Annotated in this window: 10 protein-coding genes; 9 read left to right on the top strand and 1 reads right to left on the bottom strand. The window is 64.6% G+C overall.

All coding sequences use genetic code 11. The features are described 5' to 3' along the window. The first annotated feature begins 83 nt into the window (after positions 1-83). The 5 genes from QHF85_RS24420 (at position 84) to QHF85_RS24400 (ending at position 6,843) form a co-directional block, all read left to right on the top strand. Positions 84-812, top strand: coding sequence for a hypothetical protein (locus QHF85_RS24420; protein ID WP_281329699.1), 729 nt, complete (start codon positions 84-86; stop codon positions 810-812). Positions 813-1,494: 682 nt separating this feature from the next. Next, positions 1,495-1,902, top strand: a complete 408-nt coding sequence (locus QHF85_RS24415) for a hypothetical protein (RefSeq protein WP_281329698.1) — start codon at positions 1,495-1,497, stop codon at positions 1,900-1,902. Beyond that, positions 1,899-4,349, top strand: coding sequence for a hypothetical protein (locus QHF85_RS24410; RefSeq protein ID WP_281329697.1), 2,451 nt, complete (start codon positions 1,899-1,901; stop codon positions 4,347-4,349). The genes QHF85_RS24415 and QHF85_RS24410 overlap by 4 nt, the downstream gene beginning before the upstream one ends. A 336-nt stretch (positions 4,350-4,685) precedes the next feature. Next, the gene (locus tag QHF85_RS24405; protein ID WP_281329696.1) at positions 4,686-5,741 is read left to right on the top strand and encodes a restriction endonuclease; all 1,056 of its coding nucleotides are present in this window, start codon (positions 4,686-4,688) and stop codon (positions 5,739-5,741) included. 178 nt (positions 5,742-5,919) lie between these two features. Continuing rightward, positions 5,920-6,843: a hypothetical protein gene (locus QHF85_RS24400; protein WP_281329695.1), complete on the top strand. Its 924-nt coding sequence runs from the start codon at positions 5,920-5,922 to the stop codon at positions 6,841-6,843. Positions 6,844-6,892: 49 nt separating this feature from the next. On the opposite strand, the gene QHF85_RS24395 is transcribed toward QHF85_RS24400, so the two are convergent. Beyond that, entirely contained in the window at positions 6,893-7,771 is an 879-nt protein-coding gene (locus QHF85_RS24395; protein WP_281329694.1) for a hypothetical protein, read from the bottom strand. A 218-nt stretch (positions 7,772-7,989) separates the two neighbouring features. On the opposite strand from QHF85_RS24395, the gene QHF85_RS24390 reads away from it, so the two are divergent. The 4 genes from QHF85_RS24390 to QHF85_RS24375 all read left to right on the top strand — a co-directional run bounded on the left by QHF85_RS24390 (position 7,990) and on the right by QHF85_RS24375 (position 13,452). Further along, entirely contained in the window at positions 7,990-8,655 is a 666-nt protein-coding gene (locus QHF85_RS24390) for a hypothetical protein (RefSeq protein WP_281329693.1), read from the top strand. A 141-nt stretch (positions 8,656-8,796) separates the two neighbouring features. Further along, positions 8,797-10,464 (top strand): hypothetical protein, encoded by a 1,668-nt coding sequence (locus tag QHF85_RS24385; RefSeq protein WP_281329692.1) that lies wholly within the window; start codon positions 8,797-8,799, stop codon positions 10,462-10,464. Positions 10,465-10,685: 221 nt separating this feature from the next. Beyond that, positions 10,686-12,014 carry a hypothetical protein gene (locus tag QHF85_RS24380; RefSeq protein WP_281329691.1) on the top strand — a complete coding sequence of 443 codons (1,329 nt, stop codon included), beginning with the start codon at positions 10,686-10,688 and terminating at the stop codon, positions 12,012-12,014. A 151-nt stretch (positions 12,015-12,165) separates the two neighbouring features. Beyond that, a complete protein-coding gene (locus QHF85_RS24375; protein ID WP_281329690.1) occupies positions 12,166-13,452 on the top strand; it encodes a hypothetical protein in 1,287 nt (428 codons plus the stop codon). The last annotated feature ends 38 nt before the right edge of the window (positions 13,453-13,490 follow it).

Genomic DNA, 13,490 nt, shown 5'->3' with positions numbered 1-13,490 from the left:
GCCAGGTCCGTGTAAAAGCGGAATGGTGCACGCGCGCCTCGTCCTCGGGCGATGAGAGCCTTCATTCGGAAGGAGAGCGCGTCATGCTCGCCGTGCACGACCGGACTACGCCCGTTCCGACCGGGGTTGACGAGGACGACGCTACGCACGTGCGGCAGGGGTCGCCGATCGTGGACGGCGGCGCCGGTAGGGCAGCCATGGCGAGCACGCCGACCGGCGCCGTCGTCCACGATCGGCAGACGCTCACCGAGCCTCTCGTGGACGTTCGTGACATGAGCGTCGGGCCCACGGGGCTGCCGCTGTGTTTGCGGTTGAAGGCGAGATGGACGTCGTTCTGGAGTGCTGTGGCGGATGCGTTCTTCGGCGGGACGCGCGTATCCGAACGGCTCCCACCCGTTCCTCCGCCGCGTTCGTCAGAGGTGACGGGCGTGTCGTTTGGGAACGTCGCCGACCACGAGCATGGCGAGTTTCTGCTTTTCGAAGTCGTGCTCGCGGCCCCGCTGTATCAGAGAGCGGCGATCGAGGTGGCTCGTGAGGCGTTGGCGGCCCGGCGGGAGGGGGAGGCCGCATATACGAATTTCGTCATCCATCTGGCGCTCTCACGGCTGCGTCCTGATAAGGACGGCCGGGTTTCAGTTGCCCGGCTGCGGGAGAAGCTTCCGCACCTTCCGTACGAGCGTGTGATCCTCCCGGCGCTCATCCGTCTCGAAGAGCAGGGCGTCGTGACGCTGGTCCAGAAGAGAACGGGGGATCCGATGGCGGAGATTCTCCGCGAGGGCGTCACCCACGTTGAGCTGCGGGTTTCCGTGTGAGCCGCTTCGTGAGGTTTCGCGGGATCGCCTTCGGCTATCGGGTGGTTGAGCTGCGAGGACGAGCGATCGGAACGCTCCGGTGCGTCCGCGAGGAAGACGGGCAGTGCTGGGCATGCGAACCCCTGGAAGGTGCGCCGGTTCCGGAAGGACCGGAGCGGCTGCGCGATGCGGCCCGCATGTTGATCGCGATTGTCAAAGGCGCTGTTTGATGACCGGGTCCAAGGGCCTGCACCGCGCGAGATCGGCGCGCGGTGCAGGTCGCGGGCCGACGCTTCGGCGCGGATGGTGATCGGGGACCTCTGCCTGGAGGTGTGGTGGCCATTCCACCGGAAGCCACCGATGCTGGCCGCGTGAACGTGACGGGGAACACTCGTTACTTTCCCAACCTACCTCACCGAACTCCGCGGCCCCGTCCGTGCTCGCCTTCGCGACGCCAGCAGCCGAGGTCCCCGGATACGCGCGCCGATCGAGGGTGTTGCGGTCGACGTCCCCGCTCCTGGCGCGCATCCGCCTTCGGGGCGCTGGTATGAGCGGCGGAGGTCCGACAAAACGTTTAGAGTCAGCTTGACACCTCGTGAGCTCGCCGCGTAGCTTTGGTCAATGTGTGTAGGCTTTCAGTCGACCACACAGTCTGCCGTGTGAACCGATCAGAATCAACTACAAGCCTCCCCTTGGGCTAGCCATGCCGCACACGACAAATCGCAGGGCCTTCCGTGATGCCGATGTGTCGGAGCCGCTCTTTCGTTTGTACACGCTACTGGTAGCGACAGAGCTTGCCCTGAAGGATGCTCTAGGCACATATGCCATGACACATGATCTGGAGAGCTTGGCCAAACAGCATTTGGGCGCCGGATTGTCAAGTGCCCTGGAGGCCCAGCTTACGGCATTGCAGACCTCGCTCGGTGCCCTTGTCTGTACGCACAGGGGGGTACAATCGCCGGTCGATCCTACCAAGTACCCGGGACTTCGCTATCTTCAATTACATGCAGACGGCTTTGCGGGTGGATCGCAAACAGCAGACGTTGTCCAAGCGCTCAACGACGCAATGGTGTTGATCGAGGAATTGCGGCTTGCAGGAGTAATCTTGTGATCATCAGTGGCGCTGAACTCCTTCAACGTGTCGAGAAAGCGTTTCCGGGAACGGCAACGCGCCCTGCATTCCCGTTTCTTAGGGTGCGTATTGTTTCCACTGCGTTCTCGGGCCTTTCGGATGATGAGCGCGAAGAACTGGTTGCAAATAGGATCCAGCTTAGCGTTCCCGACCTTCGGCGGACCTCGGATCGTCTCTTCATACGCTTCGAACGGCTATGTGACGCCACCGAGGTTGCAGGACCAGAGCGCCGCGGAGAGACATGGCTGGGGGCTTTCGCGGAAGAGGGTCGCAGATTTGATCCAAAACCTGATCTCCCTCCTGTCACGCATTTTTACGGCTACAAAGGTGGTCAGGGGCGCTCAACACTTTTAGCTTTCTTGGCGCTTGCTTTGGCGTCCGATGGCCACAGCGTCCTTGTAGTAGATATCGACGCCGAGGCACCGTCCCTCGACATCCTTGTTGGCGCCAGCGAGATCCCGCCTGAAGCGTCGCTTGTCGGGCTGCGCGCTGGCCTCGATGTCGTCCCTGTGCCGGTAAGTGCGCCTCGTGGCGGCGGGTCGGTCTCTATCTTAGGCTTCCGGCCCACGGCTGAGGAGTATGATCTCGACGCTGCCGCGCTCGCCTTCGAGGCAAGCGTCTCCGCGCCGAGTCACGAACGATTGGCCGCGGCGCTTCGGGACTCCGTCGCAATGCGCTACGACATCGTCTTGGTTGATCATCGCACCGGGCTCGGTCCCACGGTTCCCGCATGGGTACGAACGATGCCCGGACCCGTAGTCGTCTTCGACCGCCTCGATGGTCAATCACGTCGCGCTATTCGTGACGTCGAACGATTATGGAAAGGGTTACCTACGCCCGGTATGCTCGTATCCTATATGCCATTACACATTTCGTCGCTAGAGCGGTTGCGCGAACAATACCGCCGCCAGGCATGGCCGTGGCTCGAAGCACTTGCCCGAGCGCGGAGCGAAAGGGCGGACGAGCCTCTTGAGGCCGGAGACATCCAAGACCATTGGGTCATTTGGCCGGACGATAACGCATTTCGGCAGCCAAGTCTTCCTGAACCGCACGAAGTCGGTGGTATGACTCGCGAGGCCATACGCCGCGTCCGTGAACTCCTCGGGTTCGCGCAGAAAAAGGAGCGCGTGGAGGATGCGACACGAAAACTGCATCCGAGCGGAGCAACGGATCAAGGCCTGTTCATTGTAACGGAGGCTCTTCGCGAGCTACGTCAGCCCGGGTCGCCCGTAAGATTCATCCTGGGACGGAAGGGCACCGGAAAAACGCGCCTTCTCCACGAACTTGCGCGTCAACAGCTCGGGGAGCCGTTAGTTGTAGCTGAAGACGAGACTTTGGGCGGCCTCCCAGCGCGTGACGTTGCCCTGCAATCGCTGCTGAAGAAAGCACGAGAGGCTCACGATCACGAGGGGCTATGGTGGACGCTACTCGCAGCTGGTCTCAAGGCCACCGGTACAAGTCGTGATCGGCTCGGAAGCGTGGTCAGCAGCGCACAACTGCTCGAGGGGACGCACGTTCGAGAGCTCGCTCGCACAGGTGCACCACGAGTTTTCCTTATCGACGGCTTGGAGTCGATGTCGCATCGAGACCAAGCACACGAGAACATCCAAGCCCTCCTGAATGTCAGCTCGGCCTTGGAGAATGACGCTGTTTTCCGCGGCACCGTTACGCTAAAGATCTTCCTTCGTACCGACATCGCAAGATGGGGATTCGAAAACTTCGAGCAGCAGAGCGCTGGCGGCAAGAGACTGGAGCTCCGCTGGACAACAGAATCGATCCTAAATTTTGTTCTCTCTCGCTTGCTGGATCTGCCGTGGATCGCGAAAACGTTTCCGAGCGTGGTCGACGAGGTTCGCAGTCGTCTAATTGAGATTCAGCAAAGCGCGCTTCCAGTTGATGCGTGCATGAAGCTACTGCTGGGCATATTCCCAGAAAAATTGGGACGCAAAAATATTAACACGACAACGTTTCTGCGCACTTACTTCAGCGACGACCCGAGCGGTGAACAGAGTTACTACCCGCGTGTCTACGACAAATTCCTGGCGAGTATCAACGCCGCAGCGAAATCCTTGGTGGCGGGTCGCATCGGGCAAGACGTAATAATGACCGCACATGATGAGGCTTCGGCAGAGTTCCTCACGCAAGTTCGCCAAGAACTCTTCTTTCTCACACCCCTTAATGAGCGAGAGCTTGACCGGTTCATTGGTGCGCTGAGCGCTCAAGAGACGCCGTTCGTGCGCAAAGATCTTGCGAACCGATTCCGCAACTCGCTCAAGCTTCCGAAGGCAAAGATCGACGGCACTTTCGAGGCCATGCGCGAAATTGGGATCTTTGAGGAGCATCCGACACGCCCCGATGCATGGCGTGTCGGCCGTCTATTCAAAGCCGCCCTTAAGATGAAGTATGCACGGGGGGCCGACACCTAGCGGTCATACCGAGCGGTCTCACTTTTCCGGGAGAACCGCTCGGACAGAGGCCAAATGGGAAGCAAGTATTACGAACTAAGCATTGGGACCAGACCCGAAACCGGATGGAGCTGGAAACATGATTTCCCTCCGGTGTACATCCTACCATTTGCCGAATCCATGCCGAGTCTTCAGTCAAATGACCGGGGCGAGGAGTCTACCTACGTCTTTGGCACGAACGCACAGACGGCTCTCGGCACGCTAGCGCGCCTCGGACTGTCTGATGCATACTTCGAAAGCACGTGGGCATCATTCCGTTCCTGGCGACGGAGCATAGCGCTGGCTTATATGGATGGCATGAAGATGGGATGTTCCGAGAGTGCGCAACCACCGGGCGCCGCATGGTCTCGTAGGACACCAGAAGCCATCGAGCGCGCTATTCTTCGGCTGGAGCACGCCAGCCCATCGGATGAGATAGCAGCGGCCGTTGCTATCGTGCAGCGGCATGGCTGGAAAGACTGGAACAGCAACTTCCTTGATCGCGAACGGTCTTTGCTGCCGACGGTTCAGGGGCTACCCAACGCTACTGACCTTGGCGCCGAACATATGGCTGAATCGGTCGCGCTTGGTGGCTTCTTATATGACGGACAGTTGCTGTACCCAGAAATTGTTGCACTATTTGAGCTATACATTCTTCTGAGAGCAACGCCGCCTATGGATCCCGTAAAATTCACTTTCGCTTCGGAGTATGTTCACACTGCAGAAGACGCGGCATCGTGTCTTACGAGCTCAATAGGATCCATCGCCGACAAGGTTCGCCTTTACAATCATACGTTCGTAGCACTGACGGATGGCCAAGGTGTCTTGCAGAGGCGGCTTCGTCGCGACGCCCTGTGCACGGCTTGGCAGACCGCCAACGTTGATACACTCACGGCACAGGAGAAGGGCGTCCGCCTTGAGCAGTTTGCCGATCTTCTGCTTGCGGATATTGACGGCCTAATGGTGGTCGAGAAAAACCTTCGGACCCAGACGGCAGAACTGGATCTCGTGGTGCAGAACAACGTTGCTCGCCCATTCTGGTCGAACTTGGGCTCTCCATTGATTTTTGTAGAATGCAAGAACTGGACAAAGGCCGCGGATGTTCGAGAGGCCCGCGCGCTGGAGAGTAAGATGCGGGCCCGTGGACGCGTTGCGCGTATGTCGATCTTCCTGTCCGTCTCAGGATTCACCAAGGCATTCACGGATCACGTTGCTTCGCTGGCCCGTGATGACCTGCTTTTAGTGTCTATTCAAGGAGAAGATGTGGGTCGACTTATTGGCGATTCTAAATCAGACACGACGAAGTGGCTAGAAACAATCATAGCTACCCAGGCCTCCGGGCGTGTTTCTCGAGCACGCAAGAAGGCGCGGTGACGCCTCTCCAAGTCTCGTCCGCTCGACGGCGCCCTCCGTCTCTCGGTTTCTGGCCACTGGACGGTGCATGGACGTTACTAATTCATCAGCACACCAATGCTAGGTTGTCCCCGCCAGCCCCAGCGCCACCGAAGGCCTTTCTTTGCCCTACGGCGCGCGAATGCGTAGCCTCACCGTCATGTTTTCTCGGCTTCTGGCAGCATCCGCGGTCTCGTTCGTGTGGCTTCTTCCCGGGATGGCAGGCGCCGCCGATGGGGACGCCTGGGTTCCCAGAGCCCAGCAGAACCGCGTCGCCCTCGAGTTCGACGTCAGGTCCTACGACGATCCCTCGCTCGGGACTGCGCATTCGCTCACCTGGGGCGTCGCGGGCCAGGTGAAGATTGCCCGCGGCGTGTATCTCGATTTCGACGTCCCCTGGGCCGTCTGGGATTACCGGATCCCCCCCGCCACCCTGCGTGAGACCGAGGCCACGATGGGAAACCTCACCCTGGGCGCGCACTGGGCGGGCAAAGTGAGCGAAAGGCTCGCGTTTCACGCGGGCGGCACGTTCTCGGTCCCGACCTCGTTCACCGACCGAGAGGAGAGCCTCGGCTCGGGCTGGGGCAGCAGCACCGCCGTCGATTACTTCGTGTGGACGGCCATCGCCAATTACATCGATATGCGCCACGACGTGGCCAGCCGCAATCGCGCTTATGCGGACCTGCACCGGTTCTTCCTCGATTCGATCCTCGCCCGAGGGCGCGGCGGCCTGGAGCTCCGCATCTTGCCCACGCTTCATTACCGCGCGGATATCGTGTCCATCGTCGCCTTCCCCGTCGGGGACCTGGCGAATCGCACCCACCTCTTTCTCGAAGCCCACAGCGAGATCGCGGCGCGCGCCTCTACAGGCTTGGGCGGCGGCCTGCGCGTGCAGACCGTGTTTTTCCCGACCCGCGAGGACGACAAGGCCCAGACGGCCCTCGAGCCGTATTTCAGCTACGAACCCACCCGCGGCTTCTATGCGCGCCTCGGTCTGCTCGTCGCGCTCGACGACACGCTCGGCTTCGGCTTCGAGGAAGGGAAGGTCGCGACGCTCCGCACCGCGCTCGGCGGGTCGTGGTAGGGGCGAACTCCAACCTCGCGGCTTTGTTCGTTTTCGGGGGGACGGTTTTTTACCGAGCAGGCGGGGCTTCGATCGGTCGCGCCAGCGCAATCGCGAAGGCCACGTCCGAAGGGCTCGGCGTCATCGCCGCGCGACGCTCGATCGCTCGCGCGAGCTCGTGGAGCGGAACCCCATCGTCCAGGGCCGTCCTCGCGATTCGGGCCGCTTCTTCATCGGGAATGTCGAGCCGCCGCGAGCATAGGAGGAGAAGGTCGCCCGCGCCGAGCTCGACGGCGAATCGGTCGATACCGACCCCCGATGTGGCGAGTTGCCCGAGGCCGTTGACCATGATGTTACGCGGGATCTGCGCAGGGTCGATGTCGCGAAATTGCGGTATGCGAGCTCCGACGAGGTGCATGTAGTGCTCGACCACGAGGCTCTCGAAGTGGTCGGCGCCTGCCCGGAAGAGGAGCGCTCGCCCGATCCCCACGTGCGCTCCAAGCACGCGAGCGCCGTCCAGTCGCGTGGCGGTGCACCCGGCCACGAGGCTGGCCGGGGAATGCTTCGGGGGACCGGCAAGCTCCCTGTCGATGTCGGCAAACAGGGAGGCGAGCTCACGCGCTGCTCGATCCCCCGCGTCCCCCGCGTCCTTCTCGTATTCGATGTCGGCAGCTCGTGCCACCCCGCCGGTCCAGCGCGCGAGGTCAGGAACGCCATCCGCGGCTCCCACGAATCTGGCCTCCGCGGCAGAGGTCGAGCCTCGCGCCAGAAGCCCGCGCACGGTCAATCGTGCGCCGAGCCACCCCGTGCCGTGTCCGCCCGGCCCGTCCGAGACAACGAGCCATCCCTCTCGAGCTCCGGCGGCGACATCGACGGTCTCGCTGCCGCGCGAAGCGCACAGACCCAGGGTCCACTCGATCGTGAGGGCGGCGGGGGCGTGTTCGGCCATCGGTGCCATCAGAGCCCCGCAGGACCTGCTCGGTCAAGTGCATTGCCCGATTGTCCACGAAAGCAGGGGAAGAACACTTCGACGGGGCCCTGAATGGCCTCGCGTGTTACGCCTCGAAGGGGCGAACATCCTGGTTTACTTGTCCTGGAAGCATCCGCTGCTGCGTACAATGCCCCCGCCTCACGTCAGCAACGTGCCCCAAAGGAGGGGCTGGTCCCTTGTCGTATGACGTCGTCTTCTGGATATTGCTGAATCTGTTCGGCTGCGGGCTCGGCATCGCGCTCATCGCCGCGAAGAGACCTGGGTGGGGGGCCATCGCCGCTGGGCTCGTGGCCGCGGCGTATATGACCAAGCTGCGGTGGATCCCCGCCTATGCCTGGTCCTCGACGGCCACCTATCCGGTCACGCCCGGGTGGTTCCATGAGCACAACATCGCGGCAGGGGCGCATGCGCGCGCCCGATGGGCTCTGGAGCTGCTTGCTTGGGCGGTTCCGCCGCTGCTCGTGTGCGCGTGGGCATGCGTCGTGGCTGCGCGAAAGAAGAAGAGCCGCCGGCTGCTTCTGTGGATCCTTCCCGCCAGCGTGCCGAGTGGTGTCCTTCTGTTCTGGATCGTCAGCGCCACGTCCTCTTGGTCGGCCGACGACCCGCGGTGGTCCATGGGGTACCTCGAGGAGTGGCGGGAAGGGGGCCGTCCGTCGACGAATGGCGGGGCCTGCTACGGCTTCCTGGGGGACCAAGCCCGTTTGGTGGGGCTCGTCCCCGAGGACACGCTCACGCGCGCTCGAAAGGAGTGTGGGGGGGTCTGCCGAGATCAAGCGGCTCGGCACGCCTTCAACCCCGGCGTCCTGGAGCAGCGGTGTCGGGAAGCGGAGCTGCTGCCGTGAACGCACCCCGGAGAAGACGGCGTTTGCGTGGATGAGGCACGCCTACGCGGAGCTCACACGGCGGAAGAGGCGGGCGGAGGAGCCGCTCCCGCTTGTTTTTCTTCCGTGCCTTCGTGCGCGCGCTGCGTAGGATGCGCCGTGATGCGGAGCGGGTGTGCGGGCTTCCTCTCCCTGGTGGTCGCGTGCGGCGGGGCGCCTTCGCGCAGCGCGCCCGCGAAGCCCGACGTGGCCGCTGCGCGCGCGTCGTCCGCTGAGGATCGCGCGACAGCGACGATGAGCCCTCGCGCCGACGAACGCGCCGCCGACGGCTTCATCGATCCGGACACCTTGCCGACCGGCGCGCGCCTTCGTCTCGGCTCGCTGAGATACGGCGTCAACGCCGCGAGCGTCGCGGTGACGCCGGAAGGACGCGCGCTCGCGTTCGATGACGATCGTGAGGCGCTCGTCGAGGTGCGCGACGACGGCTTCCTCCGACCCACACCCCTCCCGTACGCACCTGCGGTGCTCGCCGTGGACGCGGCGGGCCGGCTGCTCGTCGGTGCGCCGCAGGGCATCTGGGCGGGTGAGGTCCGGCAGTCGAGCCGCATCGCGGAGACGTTCTGCGCGACGCCGGCAGCGGCGTCGCCGAGCGGCGCGCGCATCGCCTGCACGGGCGACGGTCGTTCGACCGTCGTGGTCGCCGGTCCTGACGGCACGCGGACCTTCGTCGTCCGCGGCGAAGTCGGCGCGCTCGCCGTCGCCGACGATGGCGCCGTCGCGGTACGCCGGGGCGCGGCTTGCGAGCTCTTCGACGCGCGCGGCGTCCTCGTTACCGAGCTCGGCTGCGAGGACCACGCGGTGCTCGCGGCTCGGCCGGGCGGCGGCTTTCTGCTCGTCGAGCGGGAGGCGCTGAGGAGGATCGATCGCGACGGGCGTGACCGTGGACGCGTGCCTCTGCCGCCCGACCTCGCGTCGGTCGCGGCGACGGTTTCTCCTTCGGGACGCTGGCTCGGCATCGTCGGTCTCGGCGGGAGCGGCATCGGCAGCGGCACGGGGGTCGTGGTGGATCTCGCGGAGGGGCGCGCCGGGGCGCCTTTCCCGGTCGTCCACGGCGCGCGCGCGCTCGCCTTTGCGCGTGATGAGGGCTTTGTCGTCGTTCAGGGCGTCGCGCTGCAAGGACTGCGCGTCCCGAGCGGCGAGCGGGTGTGGGGGGCGACGGGGTCGAACGAGAACATATGGGCGCTCGCGCTCGGTCCCCGCCGTGTCTTCGCGCTGCACGACACCGAGATCGCCGTGTACGACGCCGCGGGCGCACTGGCCGCGCGTCTCCCGGTGCCGCCGCCCACACGGAAGGCCGTACTCGCCGCGCTTTCGGACGACGTGGTGCGCTTCGGCGCGTACGGGGCGTGGACCGTGCTCGACGTCGCGTCGGGCCGCACGTTGTGCGAGACGAAGATGGGCGGCACGTGTCCCGGGCTCCGGATGCCACCGGAGCGCGACGAGCGTCCGGGTGTGCCGAAGACGCTGCGGGCGCTCCGCGCGACCCGCGATACGAATGGATCCTGGACGCTGCCTGCGGGGTCGGCCGGCCTCGCGGTACCGCATTCGCTCGAGGCGATGCGCGAGGGGCGCGCGGTCGACGTTCTCACCCTTCGTGAAAAGGACAATTCACGCGCGTTCCGCCTGCTGGTCGTCGACAAGGCGACGAGCGCGCCTCGCCAGACGTGGACGCTGCCGCCGGGCGTACAGCTCGACGAGGTCGAGCTCTCCAGCGACGACCGCGTCGTCGTGATTGCGCAGCGCCAGAGCGTCCTCGTCTACGAGCCGTGAGGGGTCGATTTTCGCATGCCTAGCCAATGGCTTCCGCTTGTCCGTCGCATTCGTTCCTTTCCTGGATGACGGGACACGAACAGATTGTGCTGCCGCTCCGCCTTGCCGAACGAGGGGCCTCGCGCGTGTTGGCTCTCTCGGCGTGGCGCTGGGGAGCCCCCGCGCGCACGACGTTGCCCTCCTCCGCCGCCCCGTGTTAGCTTCCGCGCGGATCCTCATCGATGACCGATCTCGTTCCCAAGCCCCTGGCCGCCATCCAACCTGCGCGCACGCGGCGCGAGGTCGTGCGCTTGTGCGATCCTGACGAGCCGCTCCGGAGCACCGACACGCGATACGAGGATTTTTCGCCGGCGCGCAGCAATGGCGGAACGGAGGCCCTCGAACAAGCCCTCGAGCTCCGCGCCCCGGAGCGCTTCGTCCACGCGGCCTTCGTGAGCCATCGCGGCGCCGGCAAGAGCACCGAGATCCTGCGGCTCGCCAGCCGCCTCGCCGCGATGTACGAGCCCGTCTACCTCGAAGCGACCGTCGAGATGGACCCGTTCAGCATCGAGGCCGAGGATCTGCTGCTGAACCTCGCACTTTCGGTGGAGTCGACCATGCGCGAGCGCAACATGCCGCTCCCTGACGCGCTGCTCGAGCGCGTGCGTAAGTGGTTCGAGGAGGTCGTGAGCACGACGAAATGGGTGCAAGGCTTCAACGCCCAGGCGGCCGCCGGCGTCGAAGCCAAGGTCTCCTCGCCGTTCTTCGGCGGCGTCTTCGGCTCGCTCAAGGCGCTGTTCAAGCAAGAGAGCGAGTACCGGACCGAGGTCAAGCAGGTGCTCCGCAAATACCCGGGCACGCTGCTCCAGAGCGTGAACGAGCTCTTCGACGAGGCGAACAAACGGCTCGGCGGGCGCTCGCTGCTCGTCATCGTCGACAACCTCGACCGCTACGACCCCGTGGTGATCGACAAGCTCCTCGGGGACGGCGCCGATCGGATCCGGCAGCTGCGCTGCAATCTCCTGCTCACGCCGCCCATCGGCTTGCTGCTCCAGCCACGATCGGCGCAGCTCGACCGTATCTACACCTGTCATTTCCTGTATGCCGTGCGGCTGCGAACGCCGGAACAACGGTATGACGAATTCGAGGGGCCGGGCCGGGACTTGATGGAGAAAGCGCTCCGTCTTCGGGTCGACATCGACACGCTGCTGCCCGACAAGGCCGCCCGGGATCGGCTGATCAGCGCGAGCGGGGGGTCGATGCGCGAGCTGCTCGACCTCATGTATCAGTCGGTCCTCTTGACGCGCGAGGAGAAGATCACCGAGGCCGAGGTGGAGAAGGCCGTGGCCCTTCGCAGGCAGCGCTTGCGTGATCTGATCAACGCCAATGGTTGGATCGATACGCTCGTGAGGATAGCGACGGAGAAGCAGATCCACACGGACCCGAAATGCATGGCCGTGCTCCACTACTACCTCGCGTTCAAGTACAACGGGGATGGGTGGTACGACATCCATCCGCTCGTGGACGAGATCCCGGAGTTCAAGCGTGCCTTCCGCGGCGAAGGGGGCTGAGGTTTCGTCGGAGACGCCCGAGCGTATCCTTGGCGAGGACGGGGGGCGGGCGTACCGCAATTTCATCGAATGGACGCCCGGCGGCGGGTTTGCGCTGGCGATCCTGGAGATCACCGAGCCGCGGCGCCGGGACGAGCTTCTGGCGTGGACGGTGAACGAGGCGCCTGGGACGCGCGTCGTGGAGATGGACCGGGCGAGCGGCAAGCCGTTGCGACCGGTGCTGGATGAGGCTTGTGGGCCGCCGGGCGAGCCGTCGGTGCTCGTGATGACGCGGCTGGAAGAGGCGGCGGAGCGGCATTTGCTTTTTGCGCGGCTCAATGTCCAGCGTGACGAGCTGGCGCGCGCGTATGCGCTTCCTTGGGTGATCATGATTCACCCGGCGGCGGCGCTGGAGTTGACGATGCGGGCGCCGGACCTCGTGCATTTCGCGGGGTTGTGGCTGCGTGAGCAGGTCGAAGCCACGGGGCCGATGGCGCGGGAGCTTTCGATTTCGGTGCATGGCGGATCGCAGGCGCATTCGTTGCCAGCTCTGGGAGCGGACGACGGGTCGGAGCTGCTAAAGAAGGCGAAGCGCGCGTTCATGCTGGGTCGGCTGGACGAGGCGGCCGATCTGCTGGCGCAGGTGGATCTCCGCGACCCTGAGGGGCGGTTCACCGATGGCGTTCGGTTCGTGCTGCGGGGTAGGCTCGCGTGGCTCCGTGGTGAGCCGGAGCAGGCCCTCGCGCAGCTCGACGCGGCACGGAAGGTGTTCGAAGAGCGCGGCGACGAGCGCTCCCGGGCCGTCGTGATGGGCCAACTGGCCGACATCCTCCAGGCTCGCGGCGAGCTCGACGAAGCGCTGCGCATCCGGCGCGAAGAAGAGCTTCCCGTGTACGAGCGGCTCGGCGACGTGCGCGAGCGGGCCGTCGCGATGAGCAAAGTGGCCGATATCTTGGAGGCTCGTGGCGAGCTCGACGAAGCGCTGCACAGCCTTCGCGAAGAAACGCTTCCCGTGTACGAGCGGCTCGGCGACGTGCGCGCCCGGGCTTTCATGATGGGCAAAGTGGCTGACATCCTCCAGGCTCGTGGCGAGCTCGACGAAGCCCTGCATATCCGCCGCGAAGAAGAGCTCCCCGTCTACGAGCGTCTCGGCGACGTGCGCTCCCGGGCCATCACGATGGGCAAAGTGGCCGGCATCCTCCAGGCTCGCGGCGAGCTCGACGAAGCGCTGCGCATCCGCCGCGAAGAAGAGCTTCCGGTCTACGAGCGGCTCGGCGACGTGCGTTCCCTGCTCGTGGGTCGAGCCAACCTAGCCTTGGGTCTCGTGCAACGCGGGCGCGCGGAAGACAGGCCCGAAGCCCTCCAGCTCCTCGCCCTCGCCCTCGCCGATGCGCGACGCCTGAGCTTGCCCGAAGCGGCTCAGATCGAATCCATCTTGCGCGACCTCCCGCCCTCCTGAACCTCCCGACATCCGGTCCAAAACCGGCCAGCCCCAAC

The sequence above is a fragment of the Polyangium sp. 6x1 genome, assembly GCF_029946515.1.
Lineage (GTDB): Bacteria > Myxococcota_A > Polyangia > Polyangiales > Polyangiaceae > Polyangium.
Note: the sequence above shows the minus strand (reverse complement) of the source record. Positions and strands in the feature narration are given on the sequence as shown.

Excerpts from the sequence above, each read along its gene's own strand:
- QHF85_RS24420 (WP_281329699.1), top strand. The coding sequence starts at position 84 with ATGCTCGCCGTGCACGACCGGACTACGCCCGTTCCGACCGGGGTTGAC.
- QHF85_RS24415 (WP_281329698.1), top strand. The coding sequence starts at position 1,495 with ATGCCGCACACGACAAATCGCAGGGCCTTCCGTGATGCCGATGTGTCG.
- QHF85_RS24405 (WP_281329696.1), top strand. The coding sequence starts at position 4,686 with ATGAAGATGGGATGTTCCGAGAGTGCGCAACCACCGGGCGCCGCATGG.
- QHF85_RS24400 (WP_281329695.1), top strand. The coding sequence starts at position 5,920 with ATGTTTTCTCGGCTTCTGGCAGCATCCGCGGTCTCGTTCGTGTGGCTT.
- QHF85_RS24395 (WP_281329694.1), bottom strand. The coding sequence starts at position 7,771 with ATGGCCGAACACGCCCCCGCCGCCCTCACGATCGAGTGGACCCTGGGT.
- QHF85_RS24385 (WP_281329692.1), top strand. The coding sequence starts at position 8,797 with ATGCGGAGCGGGTGTGCGGGCTTCCTCTCCCTGGTGGTCGCGTGCGGC.
- QHF85_RS24380 (WP_281329691.1), top strand. The coding sequence starts at position 10,686 with ATGACCGATCTCGTTCCCAAGCCCCTGGCCGCCATCCAACCTGCGCGC.